Below are 24,091 nucleotides of genomic sequence, written 5' to 3'. Positions count from 1 at the left end.
CCCTAAAACAGCTCGAAGTCGCAATCGCTTGCGGCTGCGGCGGGTGCCTGCTGCTTGGTGGTAATTCCGAACTGCAGCAGGAACCGGCGATGCACGTCGCGCTCCCGCTCCATCGTGTAGCGAGCGTAGAGCTCATCGAACACGGCTTCATCGTGATCGCCCAAGCCAGCCCGCCCCAGATTACCGCTCGCTTCTTCAAGGCATTTTGCTACCGCCGGCAGCGCGGAAGCACTGGATCCCAGCGACGTCATCTGCTCGCAGGCTCCGTTCATCACCGCGTCGAACTTGGCGCCTTCGTCAATCAGACGGCCGATCAGTCCGCCGAGCCGGTCGTTGCCGGCTTCGACGTCGTGCAGCGTATGGAGAATGGCGGTCTCCATGCTGGTCAGATTGGTCTGATCGCTGTTCGCGCGCGTTTTCCGGAGATCGTCGCCGACCTTGCCGATCTCCTCCAGGAGTGGCCGCAGCCGGATCGCCGCGCCGGTCATCTGATCCGCGGTCAGCTTCATCTCGTGGGCAATCACCACGAAGGCCCGGCCCTTGACGCCGAGATGCCCGGCGCGAAGACCGGCGTTCATGCCGATCAGCGAGATGTCGACAACCGAGTCGGACAGGTTGGCGATCGCCTCGCGAAACTTCTCCAGCGTGTCTTCAACCACGCTCAGCGCTTCGTCGATCGAGCGTCCGCCGTCATCGCACATCGCGATCAGGTTCGACGCCTGGGCGAGGGTCTGCCGCACCCGCGACAGGAACGAAGCGGATCCGCCCTCGCGGCCACCATGCAGCGAGCGGCCCTTGTCGACCAGCGTCGCGACCTCGGCGAGAATCGTCGACAGGGCTCGGACGATGTCGCCGATGCCGGCGTCGAACTCCTGCTGGGCGTCCTGTAGCTGCGCCGCTTCGAGATTGACCAGCAGCCGGGGCAGCGGCCGGACTTCGGCGATGTCCGGCACCAGCGTCGGCTCCGGATCGGCGGCGCGCCGCAGTCCTTCGCAGACGTGCTCGAGCCGCTGCCGGGTGCTGTCGCCGGCTTGCAGCGACACGATCGATCGTCCGACCGCCTCGCTGATGGTTCGCGCGCTACTGCCCGCCAGTTCTGCAACGCCGACGCTGTCGTTGCGCTGCCGGCCGAGATCGGAGAACGCCGACATCAGTTCGCCGCCGGAAGCGCCGAGCTGCGGCCGATAGCGCCGCTCGAACTCGCTCTGATGGCCCCAGGTGGTTTCCACCGCGGCTGCCAGCAACTGCTGATCCTTGACGCAGGCTTCGATCGACGACTGCACGGTCTTGCCGAGATCATAGGCCTCCCGGGTGAAGGCGATGAAGCCCTCGCGGTCGCCTTCCAGCGAGGCCGACTCGATTCTGGCGCTGCGGGCGATGGTGGTGATCATCTCGACGTGCTTGAGGAGCTGCTTCAAGACCGTCCCCGCCTCGGCGACGTTGCCGCGAAGCCGGTCGAGCAGCGCACTTTCGGCCGGCAGCGTGTCGGCGAGACTTTTCAGCCGGCCGGCGATGTCGCGCAGCGCGCCCGATGCGCCCTCGATCTGCGCGGACGATAGTTCGCGGGCGAGATCGGTAAGCGCCTCGTTGAGCCCTTGGAAGATGCCGTGGCCTTCGCCGAGCTGACCGCCGACCTGGGCGAAGGTGGTCTCGATCCGGGACGCGACCAGTTCGATCGACGCAACGGCGTCGGCAATCGGATGTTTCAATGAGGACACGACGCGATCAATCCGCTGAGGCCGGTTGCTTCGCTTGTTGCCAAGCCATGATCTCGCGCGGAATCTGGTTCAACGACACCACCTTCTCGACCGCGCCACAGGCGATCGCTTCCTTCGGCATGCCGAACACCACGCAGCTCTCTTCATCCTGCGCACAAGTGTAGGCACCGAGCTTGCGCATCTCGAGCAGGCCGCGCGCCCCATCGTCGCCCATGCCGGTCATGATGATGCCCAGCGCGTTGGCGCCGGCATATTGGGCGGCGGAACGGAACAGCACGTCTGCCGAGGGTCGATGCCGCGACACCGGCGGGCCGTCCTTGATAGCGATCTGATAGCGCAGGCCGCTGCGGACGAGCAGCATGTGCCGGGCGCCAGGCGCGATATAGGCCCAGCCGGGCAGCACCGGATCGCCATCCTCGGCTTCCTTGACGTTGATCCGGCATCCGGCGTTGAGCCGCTTGGCGAATGCCGCTGTGAACCCCTGCGGCATGTGCTGGACGATCAGGATGCCGGGACAATTCGGCGGCAGCACTTCCAGCACGTCGTAGAGCGCCTCGGTGCCGCCGGTCGATACGCCGATACACACGATCCGCTCGGTGGTCGGGCGCGAGCGTCCGGCCACCGGCGGCGGGATGATGGCGTCCGCTGTCAGCTTCTGCTCGATCACCTTGCGTGCCGCGCGCGGACGGACCCGGGCGCGGGCCGCGGACTTGATTGCTTCGCGCAGCCGGCCGGAACTCTCCATCAGCGCCTGTCGGGTATCGACCCGTGGCTTGGGCACGATATCGACGGCGCCGGCCTCGAACGCCTCGAACATCAGGTCTGAGCCCTCGGGGGTCAACGACGAGCAGATCACCACCGGGATCGGATGTTGCGCCATGATCTTGCGCAGGAATGTAATGCCGTCCATCCGCGGCATCTCGATGTCGAGCAGGATGACGTCGGGCAATTCGTTCTGCAGCCGCTTCGCCGCGACGAAGGGATCGGAGGCGGTGGCCATCACCTCGATCTCGGGGTCTTCGCCGAGGATGCTACCGAGGACCTGTCGCACCGAGGCGGAGTCGTCGACGATGAGGACTCGAACCTTCTGCTTCGCCATCTGATGCGCTCCAATCATCCCTAGAGTTTAAAGACGGTTGGTTGAACCTGCCTTAACTTCGGCAGGGCGCTGTGAATCATCGACTCGGAGTGGCCGACCAGCAGGTAGCCGCCCGGCCGCAGATGCGAGCACAGTTGCTCGACCACTTTGCGCTGAGTCTCGCGATCGAAATAGATCAGCACGTTGCGGCAGAAGATGATGTCGACGTCCCGGTCCACCGGATACGACGAATCCATCAGGTTCATCCGCGTGAAGTTGGTCAGTCGCCGCAGCTCGGGCACCACTCGCACCTCTTCTCGGGTGCGGTCGCGCGAGGTCAGGAAATAGCGGCTGACGAACGGCGCCGGAACCGGCGCGATCACATCGCGATTGTAGATCGCCGCCTTGGCGAGGCGCAGCACGGTGGTCGAGATGTCGGTGCCCAGAATCCGGAACTGGAACCGCGAGCCGGACCGCACCATGTCGTCCAGCACCATCGCGGTGGTGTAGGCCTCCATCCCGGACGAACAGGCGGCGCTCCAGATCTTGAGATCATTGGATTTGCGGCTCGGCAGCTTCAGCAGGTCGGGAACTGCGACGGTCTTGAGGAAATCGAAATGCTGCGGCTCACGAAAGAAGTCGGTCTTGTTGGTGGTGACGACATCGATCAGATGCGTCAGCTCGTGCTCGAAGATCTGCTTGTCGAACAGATTGTCGACGTATTCGCCGACGCCCGAATAGTTCAGGGCCCGCACCCGCTTGTGCAGCCGCCCCTCGAGCATCAGCCGCTTGGCGGTCGGCATCTTGATGCCGACTTGATCTTCGATCAGTTCGGCGAGCGAGCGAAACTGCCTGTCCGACAATTGACGTTTGGCGTGGACCATGGGGGATGACTCGAACTGCCGGCCCAATGACCGCGCGTCTTGCAATGTGATCCCAGCGCGGTCGATTGCGCGATGGGTGGCTGGCGATTTGAAAAGATGAACGCCCTGTCGGGCGTTCATCACTGTTGGATCTGGAGTGGAGATAACCCCGCCTCGTCTTTCGCTCAGCGCTGGAAGTCGGCGTCGCGATCATCCTCGCCGTCGCCGAGCGCGAAGGCGAAGCCACCACCGCCGGCGGCTTTGAGCTGGCGCTGGGGCTTGGCAGCCACCGGCTTCTTGGCGCCGCGATCGACGGCCGCCATGTGCGCGGCCTTGGCGCGGAGCTGGTTGACCGCCTTGTCGAGCGGCGCGCCGTGCGACTTGGCAGTGTCCTGCTCGATGCGGAAGAACGCGATGGTCGACTGCAGCTGCTCGGCCTGCGAGGCGAGTTCTTCCGAGGTCGAAGAGACCTGCTCGGAGGCACTGGCGTTCTGCTGGCCGACCTTGTCGAGCTGCTGGATCGCCTGGTTGATCTGCGACGAGCCGACGTCCTGTTCGCGGCAGGCCGAGGAGATTTCCTGCACCAGCTCGGAGGTCTTCTTGATGTCCGGCACCAGCTTGGCGAGCATATCGCCGGCTTCCTGCGCGACCCGCACGGTTTCGCCGGAGAGTTCGCCGATTTCGGTCGCGGACGCCTGGCTACGTTCGGCGAGCTTGCGAACTTCAGAGGCGACCACCGCAAAACCCTTGCCGTGCTCGCCGGCGCGGGCCGCTTCGACCGCGGCGTTGAGCGCCAGAAGATCGGTCTGCCGTGCGATCTCCTGCACGATGGTGATCTTCTCGGCGATCGTCTGCATCGCCTGAACCGCACGGCCTACGGCGGTGCCGCTGGCTTCGGCGTCCTTGGCGGACTGCGCGGCGATCTTCTCGGTCTGGCTGGCGTTCTCGGCGTTCTGCTTGATGTTCGCCGCCATCTCTTCCATCGAGGAGGAGGCTTCCTCGGCCGACGACGCCTGCTCGGTGGCGCCCTGCGACAGCTGTTCGGCGCTGGCCGACAGTTCCTGGCTGCCGGCGGAGACATTCTGCGCCGCGGTGAGCGCTTCCGACACGATCTGGCGCAGCTTCTGGATCATCTGCTCCAGCGCGATGCCGAGCGTGTCCTTTTCGGACAGCCGCTTGGCTTCGGCGGTGAGATTGCCGCGGGCGATCTCGTTGGCGACAGCAGCCGTGGCGTTGAGGTTGGCCGTCATCGCATTGAGCGACTTGACCAGATCGCCGACTTCGTCGTCGCTGGAGACATCGATCTTCTGGCTGAGATCGCCGATCGCGACTGCGTCGGCGAGACCCACCGCCCGGGCCAGCCCGCGGCTGATGTTGAGCGCGATCCAGAAGGCCGATGCGACCGCCGCGAGCAGCGACGCGATCACGATGCTGATCACAAGCATCTTGGCACTGGCGGCTTCGGCAGCCGACCGAGCGGCATCCTCTGCCATCAACTTCTTGTTGGCGGCCATGTACTCGCTCGACGTTGCGATCGCAGCCGCTGCCGCAACCTTGCCTTCCGTCGCCGCGAGTGCGGCAGCTCGGATATTTCCGCCCTCCTTCACGATGTCGGCCACACGTGCAACCACCTTCAGCAGCCGATCGGTCTGAGAGATGATCGCCGCCGAGGGCAGTCCTGCCGCCCCGAGCGCCCCGCCACCCTGCTGTGTAATCGTCCGCAGCCGCTCCATCTGATCGGTCATGATTTTGATCGCTGCACTCAGGTCCTCGAGATTTGAGGCCGAGAATGACTGCGCCATGTCTTTCTGCAGTGCCTCGCTATCGGAGCGGATCGTCTGCAGGGTGAGCAGGGCGTTGGTGCGCTCAGTCGAGGGAGGCAGCTTATTTGCCTCGGCCGTGACTCCGGTAATGGTCTCGTTCCAATCTTTCAAAACCGCCACACCTTCGGTGGCCCAAAGTTGGGCGCCGCGGTTGTTCGAGTTCATGGTCCCGAACTTGATGATCGCGTCCTCGGTAGCGTTCATCTTTTCGTAGGCGGAAGCGAACTTCTCGAGCAGCCGCTTGCCGGTTTCGTTTGTCGTCCCATAGATCTCTTCGCGAACACGCGTGGCATCTTTCCGAAGCTGCCGGACTTCATCGGTCACCTTCTGCAGCTCAACCTCTGTCGAGGCAATAATGATATCGCGTTCGGCTCGGGTCTGGAGCAGGATGTAGTTCTGCAATTCTCCCGCTTTGTCGAGCCGGCCAGCGCGCTGCACGAGCATGTCGGCGTTATCGGCGAGTTGCGTCAGCTTGACGTAGGCGATTCCGCCGGTGACGGCGGACAGCAGGATCACGACACCGAAGGCGCCGGCCAGCTTTGCTTTAACAGTCAGTCTCATTTCGAGATTCCTTGAGGTCGAAGATTTGGGACAAACTCACGCAACAACAGATCCGGACCGGGCGGCTCACGCCGCCAAGTCGTTCGACGGGTTCGCGGCAGCGTCGGCGGGCACGTCGGTGCCGACCATCAGACGCGCCAGATCGAAGATGATGACGAAGCGGTCGCCTTTGCGACCAATGCCGGCGATGTAGTCCGACTTCCACTTGCCGCCGACGTCGGGGACCTGCTCCAGCGAGCTCTCCTCGATGTCGGTGACTTCGTAGACACAGTCGGCGACGAAGCCGACGCCGACGATGCGACCGGCGACCGGCACGTCGAGAATGATGATCCGGGTCGCCTCGGTGGGCGGCACCGGTGGCAGATCGAGCTTCAACCGCAGATCGAGGATCGGATAGCCGGTCCCGCGCACGTCGATCATGCCCAGCATGAATTCGGGCGCATGCGGCAGCCGCGAGATCGGCCGCATGTCAAGGATTTCACGCACGTTGCGGATCGCCATGCCGAACGTTTCGCCGGCGAGCCCGAGCGTCAGATATTGCGCCGTTTCGGCCATGTCTTCCTCACTTCAGCGTAGGTTGTCGGCAGCACTGCCGGATGTCGGGCCGAGGGCACTCAATTCAGAATCCGTTCCATATTCGGAACGACCACGAACTCTTCGCGCCATTTGCTGATGAAGCGGATGTATTCGGGCTTCCAATGCATGCCGACGCGCGGTGTCTGCTGCACGTCGGTGCGGGAAATCTCCGTAACCTCGTAGACCCGGTCGGCGCTGACGCCGACCAGCACGGGCTCGTTGTCGATGCGGACTTCGATCACCACGATGCGGCTGTCGGCGGTGCGGCTCGTCACCGGCATGCCGAAGCGGATGCGCAGGTCGGCGAAAGGAATCACGTTGCCGCGGACGTTGATGACGCCCGGCACGAACGCCTTGGCGCCCGCGACCTTGGTGGCGGGAATCGGATCGATGATTTCCCGGACCGTTCCGGCATCGAGCGCAAACTTCTCGTCGCCGAGCCCGATCATGACGACCTGCATCGCGTCGGTATCGCCGCCGGCTGCGTTGTGAACTCGATCGCTATTCATCAGGCTGCCTCGCTCATTTGCTTTTCCGCCTGTGCCTGGGCGAGGCCGACGAGCTGCACCACGTCGAGGATCAACGCGGCGGTCCCGTCACCGAGGATGGTCGCGCCGGAGAAGATCGTGACGTCGGAGTGCAGCTTCGACAGCGACTTGATGACAGTCTGGTGGTTGCCGATGATCTGATCCGCCACCAGGCCGACGCGGGTCTCGCCGGTCGAGATGATGATCGTCTTCTGGTGCTGATCCGGCTCGCCGTCGGCATCGAAGACGTCGCGCAGGCGCAAGAAAGGCACGAGATTGCCGCGGACGTTGAGAAAGTTGCGGCTGCGGGAGCGCTCATCCTCGGCGGTGAGTTCGACGCACTCTTCCACCGCGGACAGCGGAATGATGTAACGGCCGCTGCCGACGCGGATCAGCAGGCCTTCGATGATCGCCAGCGTCAGCGGCAGGCGGAGAGTGACGGTGGTGCTCTCGCCAGTCACGGTGGAGAGATCGATCGACCCGCGCATGTTTTCGATGGTGCGCTTGACCACGTCCATGCCGACACCGCGCCCTGACAGTGCCGAGACGGTCTGCGCGGTCGAGAAGCCGGGGTGGAACAGAAACTGATGAATCTCCTGATCGCTGGCGGAAGCCCCCGGCGTGATCAACCCCTGCTCTTCGGCCTTGGCCCGAATCCGGGCGGTGTTCAGCCCGCCGCCATTGTCTTTCACCGTGACCAGAACCTGCGCGCCGGCATGCACGGCGGCGAGTTCGATCCGGCCCTGCTCGGGCTTGCCGGCGGCGGCCCGCGCGGCCGGGGATTCGATGCCGTGATCGATCGCATTGCGGATCAGATGGACGAGCGGATCGGCCAGGCACTCGATCATCGTCTTGTCGAGTTCGGTGTCCTCACCCGAGGTGATGAACTCCACCGGCTTGCCGAGATCGCGCGACAGATCGTGGACCAGACGGCGGAAGCGGCCGAACAGCGAGCCGATCGGGACCATCCGCGCGCCCATCGTGGTGTCGCGCAGGCTGGAAGCGAGCCGTTCGATCTCTTCGGCGATCAGCTTGATCGAGATATCATTGCTGGAGGCGGCGAGCTGGCTGAGGCGCGCCTGCGCGATCACCAGTTCGCCGACCCGATCCATCAGTTCGTCGAGCCGTTCGGCATGAACCCGGACGGTGGCGATGCCGCGGTCTTCGGTGCGGCGGGGCTCGCCGGTGCGCCGCTCGACGGCGGGCGCGGCCGCAACGGGCTGCGGCGCAGGCATCGTCACTTCGACGGCCTGCGGCGGCTCAGGCGGCAGGATCGAGACATCGGGCAGATCCAGCACCAGCACCGGCGGCGCGACCTCGCCCTCGATCAGCGGCTCCAGAACGAGCTGCATCTCGTCCTGCACGAACATGAAGACGTCGTCGATCGCGGCCTTGTCGCAATCCGAATGCAGCGAGACATCCCATTTCAGATAGCAATCCTCGGGCACCAGCTCGTCGAGGAACGGGATGCCGTCGGTCAGCGGCGTCGCGAAGCAGGAGCCGAGCTTGCTGAGATCGTCGAGCAGGTCCAGCGGATTGGAGCCGTTGCGCAGGATCTGGGAGTCGAATTCGAAGCGCAGATGCCAACCGACTCGCCGGCGCTCTGCCGCGGTGGCTTCGACCGGTGCCGCCGGCGACACGAAGCGGCTGAGATCGGCCAGGATCGCGTCGCCGATAATCGCATCGGTGTCGTCGGGCGTCTCGATCAGTGCGCGGATGTAGTCCTTGGCGGCGAGCGCGACCGAAACCAGATCGTGCGTCGGCTTGATCTCGCCCTTGCGGACGCGCTCGAACGCGGTCTCGAATTCGTGGGTGAAGGTGGCGACCTTGTCGAACCCGAACATCGCGCCCGACCCTTTGATGGTGTGCAGGGCGCGGAACGCGGAATCGACCAGCTCGCGGTCGTCGGGGTTCTGGCCGAGATCGAGCAGCGCCGCTTCCAGCACTTCGAACAGCTCGGCCGCCTCCTGGCGGAAGACTGCTGCCGGATCGATCGTGGTCATGACCGCACCAGCTTGCTCACCACGGAGAGCAGTTGCTCCGGCTTGAAGGGCTTGGTGATCCAGCCGGTGGCGCCGCAGCTCTTGGCCTCCTGCTTGACCGCGTCATTGGACTCGGTGGTCAGAAACACGATCGGCAGGCCGACCAGGTTGGGCTGCTTGCGCAGCGCCTTGATCAGCTCGAGCCCGTTCATGACCGGCATGTTGAGGTCGGTGATGACGAGGTCGACCTTGGTGGCCTGCGCTTTCGACAGGCCCTGGGCGCCGTCGCCGGCTTCGAGGACGCTGTGGCCGGCCGGCTCGAGCGTCACTTTGATCATCTGGCGGATGCTGGGGGAATCGTCGACGGTCAGGATCGTGGCCATTACGAGCCACCTTTCTTTTGCGGGAAGTGCTTGTCGATAATTTCGTCGCCGGCAAAACCGGCGCGCTCGATGGTGGTGCGAAGGACTTCGGAGAGCTCGGTCAGCACCACCGGACGGCCCTGGGCCTCGCCGGTCTTGGCGGTCGACAGCAGAAGTTGGATCGAGGTGATGTCCGCCCTGTTCACTTTTGAACAGTCGATCTCCAGCGAACCTTGGCGGCCGAGCGCCTTCTGGATGCTCTCGTGAATGCTTCTGATGGAAGAAATACTACAGTCGGACGGGAGCCGAAGCGCGGCCCCCGCTTCGGTGGGATCTAACGTCATTGCAGTCCCCAGTCGCGGGACGACTGATCGTCGTTTGCGCGATTACTTTGTCGATACAGGAAAGCGTGACGGCCAATTATTAAAATAGTGTACTACACACAGCTAAACTGCATCAGCGCAATCCCCTCGGCGGCCGACGCATAGCTCGAAGCCACGGATACGGTAAATTAGGCGACAATACCCGATCTGGTGATTAGATCAAAAGATATAGCTGTGTGTGACGCTTAGTTTGGGCTTAAGAGGCATCTTATAGACTGAATTGTAGCGCATGCAATTTGGATGGTATAATAATGCTCATTCAAGCACTGGTTGTGGATGATAGCCGGTCGGCCTTGGAGTATTTGACACGAACGATCGAGGCGGACGGACAGGTCCATGTGAGCGCCTTTACCGACCCGCTGCAGGCCCTGGCTTCGGCCCGCAACCTCGACATCGACATCGTCTTTGCCGATTACGAGATGCCCAAGATGGACGGCATCAGCCTGATCCGGCGGCTGCGATCCCTGCCGAAATTCTCCGACATTCCCATCGTCATGATCACCTCGATCGAGAGCGACGAGGTGCGGCTGCACGCGCTCGACGCAGGCGCGACCGACTTCCTCCCGAAGCGGCCGAAAAATCTGGAGACCCAGGTCCGGCTGCGCAACATGATCCGGCTCGGCTCCGCGGTCCGAAAGCTGAACGACCGCGCCGCGCTGCTCACCAGCGAGGTGGCGCGCGCCACCCGTGCGCTGCAGGAGCGCGAGGAGGAAATCATCCTGCGGCTGGCGCTCTCGGTCGAGTACCGCGATAACGACACCGGCGATCACACCCTGCGGGTCGCGAAGTACAGCCGGATGATCGCGGAAGGACTGGGATTGCCGGAGAGGCTGTGCCGCGAGATTTACCTGGCCGCCCCGCTGCACGATGTCGGCAAGGTCGCCACCCCTGACCATATACTCCTGAAGCCGGGCAAGCTGACGCCGGACGAGATCGCCGTGATGCAGACTCACACCACGATCGGCGCGTCGATCCTCGCCGGCAGCCGGTGCGAGCTCATTCAGCTCGCCGCCGACATCGCCATCGGCCATCACGAGCGCTGGGACGGCAAAGGTTATCCGAACAGACTGAAGGGCGAGGAGATTCCGATCGCGGCGCGGATCGTCGCGGTCGCGGACGTGTTCGACGCGCTGGCGACCGCCCGTCCTTATAAAGAAGCGATGCCGCTTCCGGTGGCGCGGCAGCACCTCGAAAACGGCCGTGGACAGCACTTCGATCCGACCTGCGTCGACGTCTTTCTGGAGCGCTGGGACGAAGTCGTCGGAATCGCGACGAACCGGCTGCAGCTCCATCCGAGAGACGAAGCCCCGCTCCAGCCCGCGCTGAACTCGGACGTTCCGGAGCCCACGAAGTCGGCAGTCTGACCGGCCCGGTCGGCGCCGGACGATTACGCCCCTGCGTCCTCGGTCAAGGAATAACCGAGACCGTGAACCGTGATGATCTGCAGCGAGCTCCCGGAGATCCGCCTCCGGAGCCGCGAAACGAGCACATCACCCGTGCGGTCGCCATAAACCCACTCTCGCCCCCCGATGGCCTTGCTGATGTCGCTGCGGCTTTGGGGGATGTCGATGTTCTGCATGAAATGAGCGAGCAGGCGGCACTCCGCCGGCGAAAGGCACTCCGTTCGTCCTGCCACCGCGAGCCGGCGAGTCACGAGATTCAGATGGAACGTCTTGCCGATCGACAATGTGGCAGGGGCGGCCGTGTCGCGACGCGTCGCAAGGTGTCTCGCCATGCGCGCCTTCAACACCGCCGGCTCGACCGGCTTGCTGATGTAGTCGAGCGCGCCGAGACCAAGCCCCAGCAACTGATCGTTCGGCGCCGACAGGCTCGACAAAACGATGAAGGACGATCTCGCGCCGGCCTGTATCTCCTGGGCGAGAAGCAAGCCGTCGGTGTCGGGCAGCCGCCTGTCGAGAATGACGAGGTCGAAATGCTCCTCCTTGAGCGCGGCCAGCCCGCCGGCGCCATCGGCCACGCAGGTGATCGAATGCCCCATCTGCCTGCCAATGTCTTCGACCATGAAATGGATCAGGACATCGTCGTCGATGAGGAGGATTTTCGCTGGAGAATTCATGTTGATCGTTTCGTCGGCTCGCTCGTCAGACCGTCTTCGGGAATCACATAGGCGAGCAGCCGACCCACGATCGGAGCCGTGAACGACCAAGGCGCTCGCTCCTCGCCCGCCTGCTCGAGTTGACGCAACATGATGGCGAGATCGTTCAATCCGAAGATCGCCGCACCGCTCGCCAGCTTGTGGGCTTTCGCAGAGACCGCGCCATCGGCAGATCCCGGCTTCATCTCGCTCAACATGGATCGAAATTCGACCCAGCTCTGCAACAGGGCATCGGCCATCTTGGTGCGCGCGGCGACGGACAATCCCCCGAGCAAGTCGGCGGACCGAGGTGAGAGTCCATAGATTGCCTTGGACAAGGCTTCGGCATCGAGCGGCTTCTGGAGCAGGGCGGTGAACAGGCCACGTTGCTCTGCCGACTCCCGCACGACATCGACATTCGCGCTCAGAAGAAAGAGCGGTGTGGCGCTGTACGCCGGATCTCGCCGGAGCTCTTCGGCGAATTGGACGCCGGTCCCGTCAGGAAGCCGATAATCGACGATGAAGATGTCGTAGTGATCCGATGCGGCATCGCGCAGGACGTTCGCCTCCGCAAGACTCTGCGCGTGATCGACCGACAGGCCCGCCCGCTCCAGCATCGCGGTCGTAACCCACGCATTGATGTCGTCGTCATCGACCAGAAGGCAGCTCAGATCGAGCTCCCGCTGTGCAAAGCCATCGCGACCGACGGCACCTCCCGGATCCGGCAGCGCGAGAGGCAGACGGATTTCGAGGACGGCGCCGTCGCTTTCCTCGATCGCCTCGAGGCTCCCGCCGAGAGCGAGCGTCATTCGTTGCGCGATCGCCAGCCCGAGACCCGAACCGGTTCGGTGCGTGATCCGCGGCCGCAGCTCGCTCGGCGGATGCTCGAGCATCTCGGCGATCTCGTCGGGCAGGCCGGGTCCATGGTCGGAGACACGGAAGACAAGCATCCCATCACCGGGTCGGGCGCTGACCTCGACGCCACGTCCATCGTCGTAGCGTAATGCGTTCTGAATCAGATTGCCCAGAACCTGTTCGAACATCGACCAATCGAGCTGGACCTCATCGGGCATTCCTTCGGCAATATCGAGCCGCAGAGGGATCGCCCGCTGCCGCGCGAAGACGCCCTTCACCCGGATGATGTCGTTGAGCGCCTTGCTCAAGACGACCTTCTCCGGCCGCGGCACGGGCGCCTGATGCTCGAAGCGCGAGAAATTCATGACGTTGCCGAGCGTCGAATTCAGCGAACGGGCCGAGACTTCGAGGAGGTCGACGAGTTCGCGCTGCTGGGGGCCGTCCGCCCCCTTCATCAGGCCGACGATGCCCAGGATGCTGTGAAGCGGTGCACGGATTTCGTGGGACATCGCTGCCAGGAACAGCGACATCGTGCGCTCGGATTCACGCGCCTTCGAAATTGCCGCCCGGTGCTCCGTGACATCGTGCAGGAGCAGGACCAGCGAAGCCTCCAGCTTGTTCGCCGTATCTTCCACCCGCCGCAGCCGAATATCGAAACATCGGCTGCCGAGGCGGGTCGGCATCCAGATCGCGTCCCACTCGTTCCCGGCGACGCCGACGATCTGATCGACGACCGCCTGCAGATGCTGGCGATGCGACTGCAAGGCCAAGCGATAATTCAATCCGCCCGGCTCGGAGACCCCCGCGAATGTCTGAAGCGCCGCCTGATTGGCTGTGATCAGCGTGCCGTTTTCGGCGACGATCAGGACAGGGTTACGCAAGCTCTCGAGCGCAGCGAAATACTGGTCGCGCTCACGCGCGAGGCGTCTCTGCGTTTCGGCGAACGCGCTGTCCTTCGCTTCGGTGGCCGCCCAAGGGGCGAGCATGGCGAGTTCGGCCTCGCCGAAGAAGTCGTCGAGCCTTCGAATGAACTCCTCGGGCGGCGAGAGCTGCAGCGCAGCTTCGTCCTTGGCCGATGCCGAGGCGAAGAGGTCGCTGAAGTGCTCGCGATAGGCTCGATGATATATTTTGAAGAGCCCATTGTGCAGTTCGAGCGGGATGCCGAGGTCGTGGTGAGCCTGCGCGGCTTGGCGTAGCCGGGTGAACCGGCTGTCGACGCGGTAGTCGTAGCGTCCGTTATGTCCGCCGCTGCGCACATGATCGGCCAGATAGGCGACCAGTCCTTCATTGAGGCTGTCGATCGATTCGGTCCACGCTGCGCGCAGCGAACTCGTCCTGTCGGAATAGCCCCGCTCCTGTGCAAGCTCGATCGTCCTGTCGACCAATTGCTCCTGCTGGCGCAAAAGCAAAGGGCCGGTCAACTCCGCGGGCCAAGTCCTCACGGCTGCTCCTTCGGCCAATCGCCATGACGCGTCCCGTGCGGGCCAACGACACCAGTCGCCGCCGCCGGCCGTTTACAAGCCATTTACATTTCCCTCACAAGACGGCAGCCCGCCACAGCCGTCACCCTACTAGGATAAGGCTTATCCACTGGACGCTTTCCAATGCCAGGAGGCAAGCACATGCGACTGCGCCACAAAAAGCTCTATCTCCTGGCCGGGACCTGCGTGCTCCTCGGTGCGGTCGGCTTCCTGGCTTTGACCTCTCCCTGGATGTGGTCTGCCACCCACCCGTCGCGCGAGGCGATCGATCTCGCCGGCGCGGACCTCGCCAACGGCCGGAAGGTGTTCGTCGCATCCGATTGCGCGACCTGCCACATGACGCCCGGTCAGCAGGACGACACGAAGCTCGGCGGCGGCGGAAAGCTTCAGACTCAATTCGGCGTGTTTCACATGCCCAATATTTCCCCGGACCGCGACACCGGTCTGGGTGGATGGACTCTCGCCGAGTTCGATCGCGCATTGCGCGAGGGCGTCGGCCCGGACCGGGTCTGGCCGGACGGCAAGAACCTCTATCCGGCATTCCCCTACACCTCCTATCAAAGACTGAAGGGCAACGATGTCAGGGATTTGTTCGCGTATCTCAAAACGCTCGAGCCGATCCGCAATGTCGTGTCCGACCACGAGCTGAAATTCCCGTACAACATCCGCCGTGGCGTGGGCGCCTGGCGACTGCTTTTCCTCGACGGCGTCCGCAAGGAGGCCCCCGTCCCCACGGGCGTCGATATCGCGAAGTTCAAGCGTGGCGAGTACCTCGTGGAAGGCCCCGGCCATTGTGCTGAATGCCATTCGCCCCGCGGTTTCATGGGCAACGTCATCGCCAATAAACGCTACTCCGGCGGCAGCGCGCCCGACGGAGTCGACTACTTTCCGAACATCACGCCCGACGAGACCGGCATCGGCTTCTGGTCGCCCGCGGCGATTGCGAACTACCTCGCCACTGGCGTGAATCCGATCGGCCGGACTGCCGCCGGCGATATGGCCGAAGTGATCAAGAACACCTCACAGCTTCCCCGCGAAGACCTGGAGGCGATGGCGCTCTACTTGAAGCACGTCCCGGCGGTCGACAAACCCGCTCCCGGGATGCCGGAGCCGAACCGCACCGACAAGGTGGTGATGCTGAAGAACGCGGTGCGAATAGTGCCCACGCTGCCGGTGTCGCCAGAGACCGCGATCGTGCAAGGCGCCGACGTATGGGTCGCCGGAACCAAGTCCTTGTGGGTGTCGCAGGATGGCGTCGGCAGCGCCGCGCCGGAGCAGGGCAAACTGCTCGGAGGCGCGCATGCGAAGGTCGGACAACGTGTCGGCGACAAGGTGCAGCTCACCGTGAAGGGCTGGCAGATGACCGATGTGCCGTCGATTGTCTACCAGAGCAAAGGCCATCGGATCATGGTGGCGGTTCTCGACAAGGACGCCGTTGCCGTAATCGAGCGTGGCGCCGCCGAGAAGGATGCCGACACCGGCCAGTCCTGGATGCCGATTCAGATCACCTTCTGGAGCGACGAGAAGAACCTCAATACGGATCGTCGGGCGCTCTGGAGCTACAGCGAGGCGACCTTCCAGAAGTCGTGCTCGGCTTGCCACGTCCTGCCGCAGAAGACGCATTTCACGGCGAACCAATGGATCGGCACGCTGAAGGCGATGAAGCGCTTCACGTCGTTCAGTGACGACCAGTACCGGCTGATCCTGGCCTATCTCCAGAACCATTCCAAGGATCTGAACGAGGCGAGCGGAGGGACCAAGCATTGAGCGGCGGGGTGAGCTCTTTCGATCCCGGCGGCTCGGACATGGTTCTGACGTGCGAGTGGCTGGCGAAGCAATTTCTCGCTCCGCCGGATGCCGAGCAGGTTCGATCCATCCGCAGCCTTCGGGGCCAGATTGCGCTGCGCGAGATTGGAGCGTCGCTGAATCAGCAGCAGGCTGCCGACACGATCTGCCAGATGATGAACGCAGATTCGAGCGAGAGCGTCGCCGAAACGCTGCAGCGCCGGCATGTGGCGCTGTTCGAAGGCATGTTTCGCCAGCGTTGCGTTCTCCCCTACGCCAGCGTTTGGGACGGGACCGATCGACTGGGTGGCCCCGCCGTGACTCGAATGAAACGCCTGATGCGCGATCTCGATATCCATCTCGACAGCGCGTGCAAGGAAATGCCCGACCACCTCGGCATCTGCCTTGCCGTGCTCGCCGAAGCACTGCGGCAGGAGCGCGAGGATGTCGTTTCGGCGCTGGCGAGCGATATGCGCGGTTGGGTGCCTCGCTTCAGCGAAGCGCTCATCCAAGCCGATGGGACTAACTACTACGGAGATCTGGCGCGCTTCCTGGTCCCGCTGCTCGACCGCATAGGCAAACGCCTCTGCGGCGAGACAGGCCGCGAGCAGGACAATGCCAGGGACTATGAAAGGGCAGGTTATGAGCATTAATACGCCGTCAAAGGCTGCACACAGCCTGTCTTTATCCAAGCGGGACTTTCTCAAGGGGTCTGCAGCCGCGGCCCTCGGCCTTTCCGGCCTCGGTCTGTTCGGTCACGGTGCCGAAGCGCAAGGCCAGACCCGGCAGATCTTGTCCGGCTGCCATTGGGGCGTCTTCTACGGCAAGGTCGAGGACGGACGGGCCACGGCGTTCGTGCCCTGGGAAGGCGATCCGGCACCCTCGCCGCAGCTTCCCGGCGTGATGGATTCGATCTATTCGGAATCCCGCATCCGCTATCCGATGGTGCGGCGCGCCTGGCTCAAGGATGGTCCCGGCGCCGATCCGGATGGGCGCGGCAGCGGCGATTTCGTGCGCGTGAGCTGGGACAAGGCGATCGAACTCGTCGCTGGCGAAATCACCCGGGTGCGCCAGAAGTATGGACAGCAGGCCGTCTTCGCCGGCTCCTACGGCTGGAAGAGCCCAGGCAAGATCCACAATTGCCAGACGCTGTTGCGACGCATGCTGAACCTGACCGGCAGCTTCACCAACAGTGCCGGTGACTACTCGACCGGCGCGGCTCAGGTCATTCTGCCCTACGTCTCCGGCTCGATCGAAGTCTACGAACAGTGCACGACCTGGAAGAACCTCGCCGAAAACTGCAAGCTGATGGTGTTCTGGGGCTGCAACCCGCTCAACAACTCGCAGATTTCCTGGCAGGTCGCCGATCACGGCGCTTTCCCGGGCGTGCAGGCCCTGAAGGCTGCCGGCACGAAGGTCATTTGTATCGACCCTGTCCGAACCGAGACCTGCAAGGAACTGAACGGCGAATGGATCTCTCCCCGGCCGCAGACCGATGTGGCGCTGATGCTCGGGATCGCTCATACGCTTTATGTCGAAAAGCTCCATGACGCGGATTTCTTGGCGCGCTACGCGACCGGATTCGACAAGTTCCTGCCCTACCTGCTCGGCACGACCGACAACACGCCGAAGACCGCCGAGTGGGCTTCCCAGATCTGCGGGCTGCCCGCGGCCCAGATCCAGGATCTCGCACGCCGTTTCGCAGCGAACAGAACAATGCTGGCGCTGGGCTACTCGACACAGCGTCAGCATCACGGTGAGCAGATTCACTGGATGCTGATCACGCTGGCGGCGATGCTCGGACAGATCGGCCTGCCGGGAGGCGGCTACGGTCTGAGCTATCACTACGCATCCGGCGGAGCTCCGACGCACACGACGCCGATTCTCAAGGCGATCGACGATGCTTCGGGGCAGAAAGCCGAAGGAGCGGCATGGCTCGCCCAGAGCGGCGCGGTTTCCATTCCGGTGTCCAGGCTGGTCGAGACCTTGCTCAATCCCGGCAAGACGATGCAGTTCAACGGACACGACATCAAACTGCCGCTGATCAAGCTGGCCTATTGGGCCGGTGGTAATCCGTTTTCGCATCATCAGGATCGCAACGAGATGCTGCGCGCTTGGCGGCAGCTCGACACCTTCATCGTCCACGACTTCCAATGGACGGCCTCGGCCCGCCACGCCGATATCGTGCTTCCCGCGACGACGAGCTACGAGCGCAACGACATCGAGCAGGTCGGCGACTACGCATTGAGCCACATCGTGCCGATGAAGAAGATCGTCGAGCCGATGTTCGAATCGCGCAACGATTTCGACATCTTCGCCGCGATCGCCGCCAAGCTCGGCAAAGGCTTCGAGTTCACCAAAGGCCTCAGCGAGATGGACTGGATCCGCGGCATCTACGAGGCCGCCAAGGTCGAAGCGCGCGCCAAGGGCATGGAACTGCCGGTGTTCGACGTGTTCTGGGACAGCAACAAGCCGCTAGAATTCCCGCTCAGCACCGAGCAGGCGAATTTCGTGCGTCACGCGGATTTCCGGGCTGATCCTCTTCTGAATGCGCTCGGCACCGCTTCGGGCAAGTTCGAGCTGTACTCAGCCGCCATCGAGAAATACGGCTACGACGATTGTCCGCCGCATGCGACCTGGATGGAGCCGATCGAACGGCTCGATGGTCCGACAACGCAATACCCGCTGCACATTGCGTCGAACCATCCTCAGATGCGCCTGCATTCCCAACTCTGCGGCACCTCGAACCGGCGCAGCTATGCGGTGGCCGGGCGTGAACCGTGCTGGATGAATCCGCAGGACGCGGCGACGCGCGGGCTGTCCGACGGCGACGTCGTCCGAGTCTTCAACGACCGCGGCCAGATTCTGGCAGGCCTGAAGATCACGGAGGACATTCGTCCCGGTGTCATCCGTATCAATGAGGGCGGCTGGTTCGACCCGGTCGATCCGCGCGAGATTGGCAGCCTGTGCCGATATGGCGACGTCAACACTCTGACGACAGGGATCGCGACTTCGCGACTGGCACAAGGCAACTGCGGCCAGACCGGCGTGGCGCAGGTCGAGCGATACACCGGCCCCGTTCCGGCCGTGACGGTGTTCTCGCAACCAGCCTGACGCCGCGCTGGGGGCAGATGCGGAAAGCGGGTGGGCGCTGCCTTGCGCGCGCTCAGTGGACCGCGATGATGACGTGATCGGCTTCGAAGGTGACGGCCGCCTCGCCGTTCTCCACGATTCCGAGATCTTCGGCATCTTGGCGCGGGACCACCGCAACGATGGTCTTGCCGCCCCCGATGTCGAGATTCACTTCCGAGTGCACCTCGGCGTCGACCCTGCGCTTGACGACGCCTCGAAACACATTGCGGCGCAGCCTCGACGCTTCGTCAAGGGTGACGAGGCGCACGAACGGCGCCTTGATCAGCGCGAGCGCCTTGCGGCCGGGGGCGAGATCGAGCTGTTCGGCGGCGGCGTTGGTGATCGTCGCATGGATGGTGTGGTCGTCGGACACTTTGAGCTCGACCTCGACGTCGACCGGCCAGCGCCGGACGTTGACCACTTCGACGATGAACTTGTTGCGCGCCGAGACCTTGAAGCCGCTCGCCCACAGCAGCGCGTCGCCGATTTCCTCCAGTCCTTCTTCCGCGATCAGCGTCGAAATCTTCGTCAGATGCTCTTCGAGCCGATGGAAGACGGTGATCAGCCGCCGCCCCTCCGGAGTGATGTCCGCAGCGCCGCCGACGCGGCCGCTCGTCCGCGTCAGGAACGCGGGCGTCGGCAGCAGATTGTTGATGGCGTCGACAGCTTCCCAGGCGGTTTTGTAGCTCAGGCCCATCGCTTTGGCGGCCTTGCTGATGCTGCCGTGTTCGGCGACGGCCTCGAGCAGGTGGATGCGGTCGCGGCCGGCCAGAAGACGCCCGCCGCTCCGCAACACCAGATATGCGTCGATCTTGTTGTCTGTCATCGCTCGTGCCACGGGTCGCTAGCCGCCGGCTAACCTAGGCGATCCAGTCTCGATACGAAAGCGCACGGGGACAGAGGCAAAGCCAGTCATGCCGATCGCATCATCGGCACCGCAATCAGGCCGCGGCGGACTGGCGCTGTGCGGCGAGTGCGATGAACCAGCCAACGACAGCGTCGGCAGTGGCAGGTAGCATCGTCCAGTCTTCGGCCGCGAACGCGATCCAGCCCGGCAGCATGCTGCGCTCCACAGCGACCAGCGCCGGAACGTCTTGCGCGAGCGCCAGCCCAATATCTTCGCGGATGCCGCGACCGGCGATCTCCTCCTTGGCAAATCGGCCAAAGAACACCAGGTCGGGCCGGGTGGCGATCGCTTCGGCCAGGCGCACCCGCGCGGCCGCTAGGCCATCGGCGCTCAGGATGCACGAGGTCGAACCTGGCCCGAGATCCAAAGACAACGCGACTGAATCGCCGCGAGCGATATCGTCGAGCCAAAGCGAGGCGCGGCCGTTGGAGTGGCGCGGTCCGAGCCGCGGCACCAGCCCGGCGATACGAACGTCCGGCAACTCGACAAGGCGATCGCGTGCGGCGGCCAAAATCTGCTCGAGCGAATCGCCGGCCTGGTAGACCATCACGGCGAGAGGAAGCGGGGCCATTGGTCGGGTCTCCTTGAGCTGAGTTACCGGGGCGGCGGCTGATCGCATCGCGTGACGACGCGCCGTCCCATCGCGGTCGTCTCAATCGCGAGGTCGAGGCCATACAGCTTGCGCAGCCGTTCCGCCGTCAGAATCTCGTCGACCGGCCCGACCTCGACGCGCTGCTCGTGGCCGAGAATCATAACACGATCGGCGATCGCAAACGCGTGCTCGGGTTCGTGGGTCGACACCAGCAGCGACAGGCCGCGCGCCGACAGCGCCCGGATCTGGTCGAGCAAGCCGAAGCGGTTGCCGAGATCCAGACTGGCAGTGGGCTCGTCCATGATGATCAGTTCGGTATCCTGCGTCAGGGCGCGTGCGATCAGCATCAATTGCCGTTGACCGCCGGAGATGCGGTCGGCGGATCGGTCGGCGATGTCAGCGATACCAAGCGCCTCCAGGGCGCGCCAGGCCGCAGCATAATCGTCGCGGCCGGGCGACGCGAACAGACCGAGCCGCGCGGTTCGGCCCATCACCACGATATCGAGCACGGTATGGGTGGGATCGCCCTGGTAGGCTTGCGGAACATGCGCGATGCGGCGCGCGATCTGCTCCGGGCGGAGCGTCGAGATATCATGACCGCCGATGACGATCCTGCCGCGCAGCGGTGGCAGAATCCCCAGCACGGTCTTGAACAGTGTGGTCTTGCCGACACCGTTCGGTCCCATCAGGCAAGTGATGCTGCTGCCCGACAGAGCAAGGTCGATTCCTTCGGCGAGCGGCTCGCCGTCATAGCCGATCGCGACGCCGTCGAGCACGAGGCGTTTGGTCACTCGCGCCTCCACAGCGAACGAGATCCCCGCCGCGTCATCAACCAGACGAACAGACCGCCGCCCACCAGGGCGGTCAGCACGCCGATCGGAATCTCGATCGTTGCGGCGGTGCGGGCGATGGTGTCGACCACGACCATGAAGGCCGCGCCGATCAGAATCGATACCGGCAGCAACCGGTCGAAGCGCGGCCCGACCAGGAGCCGGGCGAGATGCGGCACCATCAGGCCGACCCAGCCGATGATGCCGGAGATCGCGACGACGCTCGCGGTGATCAACGTCGCCGCGACGATGACGATCTGCCGGGTGCGGCGGACATCGACGCCGAGCGCACGCGCATCGTCGTCGCCGCAGGACAGCACGCTGATGCGCCAGCGCAGCAGGAACAGCGGAATCATGCCGACCGCGACCGTCGGCGCGACGACTGCGATGTCGTCGGGCCGGATGCTCGCCAGGCTGCCGAGCAGCCAATAGGTGATCATCGGCAGTTGCGCGTAAGGGTCGGCGACGATCTTCACCAGCGAAATCGCCGCGGCCGCGAGCGCGCCGACGACAATGCCGGACAGCACCAGCATCAGGATATCGCCGCGCTGGCGCAGCGACCACGCCAGCGTCACGACCAGGATCACCGTCAGCGATCCGCTCACGAAGCCGAGCGCTTCGATCATCACCACCGGCAGCCCGAACAGAATGCCGATGACGGCGCCGAAGCCCGCGCCCTGCGAAACGCCGAGGATGTCCGGAGACACCAGCGGATTACGAAACAGACTTTGATAAGCCGCGCCGGCGGCCGACAACGCTGCACCGACGCAGATCGCCGCGGCAATGCGCGGCAGCCGCACCTGAAACAGCACCGCCGCAATGTGCTGGTCGATGTGGCCACCCCCGATCCACGCCACGACCGCCGCAACGACGTCGCCCGGCGCAATGCGATACGGCCCGATCCCGGCGGCGATCACCGCGACGACCAGCAACAGGATGGCAAGGCCGGCGACGACCGGCGTGACGCGCAGGATCGGCACCTCAGCGACGAAGCCCTTCGAGGAGCCTGTCGAGATCGGCGTCCTGCACATCGACCTGATAGAACAGACGATAGAAGTCGCGCAGTTCGGTCTTCAGATCGGACGTTGCCTGCGCCGGATAGAGCGCGTGCAGCAGCAGCGGCAGACCGATCAGCCGGTTGAGCGAAGGCGGCAGGTCGATCGTGCCGAACGGCTGGTTCGGCAGCAGAAACACCCGCTTGTTCCGAACCGCCGGGACCGGCTGCCACTCGGGACGGCTCATGATCAGATCCCGCACAGCTGGATCGATGGTGATGATCGTATCCGGTGCCCAGCCGATCACATGCTCGGGCGACACGCGCGCGAGCCCGCCAGCCTCGCGGATGCCTTCGACGACATTGACGGCGCCGACCCGCTCGATGATCTCGGTATTGATCGAGCCACGCGAGCCCGTCTCGAAGCCGTCATTGCCGCGCGCGAGATAAATGCGCGGACGCGACGCTGCGGGCACGGTCGCAACCACACGGTCGACTTCGACGAAGATCGCCTCGCTGGCTTTGGCTAACTCCTCACCGCGCGCGCTCACCCCGAGGATCTGCGCGAGCAGCCGGATCGCGGCGGGCGTGTTTTCGAAGCGACCGTCGATCAGGACGTAGGGAATCCCGGTCTGTGCCTGAATGCGGTCGGCAATCGAGCGATAGGTCTCGTTGACCGATCCGAGATCGATGATGAGATCCGGCTTCGCGGCCATCAATCGCTCGGCGCTGATGGTATCGCCGCGCCCGGTCAGCCGTCCGAGTTCGGGAAGATCGCGGACCATCGGCAGCAGGAACGGCTTGTCGATGTCGCGTGGCGCGCGGCCCCAGCCGATCATCTTTTCGGGTGCGACCACATAGAGAAAGATCCCGGCTGGCGGACCCGCCGCGAACACGCGTGTAATGGTGTCGGGAACCTCGACGCGGCGGCCCACGGAGTCCGTCACGGTGCGCGCGTGCGCGTCAGGCGCGCATGCGGCAAAGATCAACATCGTCAGCGCAAGCAGGACCACCAGACGCCGGGCAGGTCCGATCATCGCCGCGGCTCGCCGACCTGGAAGTCGCCCGGCTTCGCCGGCGCCAGCGGCATGAATTCGGCGCGGTCCGGCTTCAGATCGACCAGCGGCGTGCCGTCCAGACAATCGAGTCCGCGCACGAACAGGTTGGCACCGTCGCGGCGGTCGACACGGGCGATCGAGGTGCCGATCGGATTCGGCCGCAGCGGCGAGCGGATCGAAAACGTGCCGCGCGCGTCACCGTCGTTGCGCGGACATTGCAGCAGCAGATCGCGCCGCGACCGATGCAGCCAATAGAAGACTTCGAGCAATGTGCCGTCGTCGATGCCGGCGAGAGCCGGCAGCCAGGTCTCGAACACCTCGATTCGACAAACCGGACCATCGGCACGGCCGTGGCGGGGGCACTCCTCCAGCCTGTTCCACGGCGTGTGAATGCGGCCGATGAAGACCACGCCGGCGTCGGGGCTTCCCGACCAATCTGAGGCGAGTTCGCCAGCTCGGATGTCGTCGGTCGCGCCCATGTCTCGGCTC

The 24,091-nt window shown here is 64.2% G+C and carries 21 protein-coding genes; 4 read left to right on the top strand and 17 right to left on the bottom strand.

Annotated features, from left to right (window positions below; genetic code table 11):
• Window positions 1–2 precede the first annotated feature (2 nt).
• The 9 genes from M9H71_RS10490 to M9H71_RS10450 form a co-directional block, all read right to left on the bottom strand.
• The gene (locus tag M9H71_RS10490; protein ID WP_455404966.1) at window positions 3–1,718 is read right to left on the bottom strand and encodes a chemotaxis protein; all 1,716 of its coding nucleotides are present in this window, start codon (window positions 1,716–1,718) and stop codon (window positions 3–5) included.
• Window positions 1,719–1,725: 7 nt separating this feature from the next.
• On the bottom strand, window positions 1,726–2,817 hold the full coding sequence (locus tag M9H71_RS10485; RefSeq protein WP_455404965.1) for a protein-glutamate methylesterase/protein-glutamine glutaminase: 1,092 nt from the start codon (window positions 2,815–2,817) through the stop codon (window positions 1,726–1,728).
• Between the two features lie 20 nt (window positions 2,818–2,837).
• On the bottom strand, window positions 2,838–3,680 hold the full coding sequence (locus M9H71_RS10480; RefSeq protein WP_455404964.1) for a CheR family methyltransferase: 843 nt from the start codon (window positions 3,678–3,680) through the stop codon (window positions 2,838–2,840).
• Window positions 3,681–3,844: 164 nt separating this feature from the next.
• Entirely contained in the window at window positions 3,845–6,043 is a 2,199-nt protein-coding gene (locus M9H71_RS10475) for a HAMP domain-containing methyl-accepting chemotaxis protein (RefSeq protein WP_455404963.1), read from the bottom strand.
• A gap of 66 nt (window positions 6,044–6,109) precedes the next feature.
• Window positions 6,110–6,598, bottom strand: coding sequence for a chemotaxis protein CheW (locus M9H71_RS10470; RefSeq protein ID WP_455404962.1), 489 nt, complete (start codon window positions 6,596–6,598; stop codon window positions 6,110–6,112).
• A 59-nt stretch (window positions 6,599–6,657) separates the two neighbouring features.
• Complete coding sequence (locus M9H71_RS10465; RefSeq protein ID WP_455404961.1) at window positions 6,658–7,128, bottom strand: chemotaxis protein CheW; 471 nt, start codon at window positions 7,126–7,128, stop codon at window positions 6,658–6,660.
• A complete protein-coding gene (locus M9H71_RS10460) occupies window positions 7,128–9,149 on the bottom strand; it encodes a chemotaxis protein CheA (protein ID WP_455404960.1) in 2,022 nt (673 codons plus the stop codon). Before M9H71_RS10460 ends, M9H71_RS10465 begins: the two co-directional genes overlap by 1 nt.
• Entirely contained in the window at window positions 9,146–9,511 is a 366-nt protein-coding gene (locus tag M9H71_RS10455; RefSeq protein WP_110786846.1) for a response regulator, read from the bottom strand. The genes M9H71_RS10460 and M9H71_RS10455 overlap by 4 nt, the downstream gene beginning before the upstream one ends.
• Window positions 9,511–9,834: an STAS domain-containing protein gene (locus tag M9H71_RS10450; protein WP_455404959.1), complete on the bottom strand. Its 324-nt coding sequence runs from the start codon at window positions 9,832–9,834 to the stop codon at window positions 9,511–9,513. The genes M9H71_RS10455 and M9H71_RS10450 overlap by 1 nt, the downstream gene beginning before the upstream one ends.
• Before the next feature lie 290 nt (window positions 9,835–10,124).
• Between M9H71_RS10450 and M9H71_RS10445 the strand changes: the two genes are divergently transcribed.
• Window positions 10,125–11,237, top strand: a complete 1,113-nt coding sequence (locus tag M9H71_RS10445) for an HD domain-containing phosphohydrolase (protein ID WP_455404958.1) — start codon at window positions 10,125–10,127, stop codon at window positions 11,235–11,237.
• A gap of 23 nt (window positions 11,238–11,260) precedes the next feature.
• Here M9H71_RS10445 and M9H71_RS10440 read toward each other — a convergent pair whose 3' ends face one another.
• Both M9H71_RS10440 and M9H71_RS10435 read right to left on the bottom strand, forming a co-directional pair.
• Complete coding sequence (locus M9H71_RS10440; protein ID WP_455404957.1) at window positions 11,261–11,950, bottom strand: response regulator transcription factor; 690 nt, start codon at window positions 11,948–11,950, stop codon at window positions 11,261–11,263.
• Window positions 11,947–14,265 carry an ATP-binding protein gene (locus M9H71_RS10435; protein WP_455404956.1) on the bottom strand — a complete coding sequence of 773 codons (2,319 nt, stop codon included), beginning with the start codon at window positions 14,263–14,265 and terminating at the stop codon, window positions 11,947–11,949. Before M9H71_RS10435 ends, M9H71_RS10440 begins: the two co-directional genes overlap by 4 nt.
• Window positions 14,266–14,445: 180 nt before the next feature.
• Here M9H71_RS10435 and M9H71_RS10430 point away from each other — a divergent pair, with 180 nt between their 5' ends.
• The 3 genes from M9H71_RS10430 to torA are packed head-to-tail and all read left to right on the top strand — an operon-like array spanning window position 14,446 to window position 19,203.
• Window positions 14,446–16,071, top strand: coding sequence for a c-type cytochrome (locus tag M9H71_RS10430; RefSeq protein WP_455404955.1), 1,626 nt, complete (start codon window positions 14,446–14,448; stop codon window positions 16,069–16,071).
• 8 nt (window positions 16,072–16,079) lie between these two features.
• A complete protein-coding gene (locus M9H71_RS10425) occupies window positions 16,080–16,742 on the top strand; it encodes a TorD/DmsD family molecular chaperone (protein ID WP_455404954.1) in 663 nt (220 codons plus the stop codon).
• Window positions 16,732–19,203, top strand: coding sequence for a trimethylamine-N-oxide reductase TorA (gene torA / locus M9H71_RS10420; protein WP_455404953.1), 2,472 nt, complete (start codon window positions 16,732–16,734; stop codon window positions 19,201–19,203). The genes M9H71_RS10425 and torA overlap by 11 nt, the downstream gene beginning before the upstream one ends.
• A gap of 52 nt (window positions 19,204–19,255) precedes the next feature.
• Here torA and M9H71_RS10415 read toward each other — a convergent pair whose 3' ends face one another.
• The 6 genes from M9H71_RS10415 to M9H71_RS10390 all read right to left on the bottom strand — a co-directional run bounded on the left by M9H71_RS10415 (window position 19,256) and on the right by M9H71_RS10390 (window position 24,081).
• Window positions 19,256–20,047: a TOBE domain-containing protein gene (locus tag M9H71_RS10415; RefSeq protein ID WP_455404952.1), complete on the bottom strand. Its 792-nt coding sequence runs from the start codon at window positions 20,045–20,047 to the stop codon at window positions 19,256–19,258.
• Between the two features lie 115 nt (window positions 20,048–20,162).
• Complete coding sequence (locus M9H71_RS10410; protein WP_455404951.1) at window positions 20,163–20,699, bottom strand: DUF2478 domain-containing protein; 537 nt, start codon at window positions 20,697–20,699, stop codon at window positions 20,163–20,165.
• 23 nt (window positions 20,700–20,722) lie between these two features.
• Complete coding sequence (locus M9H71_RS10405; RefSeq protein WP_455404950.1) at window positions 20,723–21,511, bottom strand: ABC transporter ATP-binding protein; 789 nt, start codon at window positions 21,509–21,511, stop codon at window positions 20,723–20,725.
• Entirely contained in the window at window positions 21,508–22,581 is a 1,074-nt protein-coding gene (locus M9H71_RS10400) for a FecCD family ABC transporter permease (protein ID WP_455404949.1), read from the bottom strand. The genes M9H71_RS10405 and M9H71_RS10400 overlap by 4 nt, the downstream gene beginning before the upstream one ends.
• On the bottom strand, window positions 22,532–23,581 hold the full coding sequence (locus tag M9H71_RS10395) for an iron ABC transporter substrate-binding protein (RefSeq protein WP_455404948.1): 1,050 nt from the start codon (window positions 23,579–23,581) through the stop codon (window positions 22,532–22,534). Before M9H71_RS10395 ends, M9H71_RS10400 begins: the two co-directional genes overlap by 50 nt.
• Window positions 23,578–24,081 carry an SAM-dependent methyltransferase gene (locus M9H71_RS10390; protein ID WP_455404947.1) on the bottom strand — a complete coding sequence of 168 codons (504 nt, stop codon included), beginning with the start codon at window positions 24,079–24,081 and terminating at the stop codon, window positions 23,578–23,580. Before M9H71_RS10390 ends, M9H71_RS10395 begins: the two co-directional genes overlap by 4 nt.
• Window positions 24,082–24,091 lie beyond the last annotated feature (10 nt).

Source organism: Rhodopseudomonas parapalustris (assembly GCF_053772255.1).
Note: the sequence above shows the minus strand (reverse complement) of the source record. Positions and strands in the feature narration are given on the sequence as shown.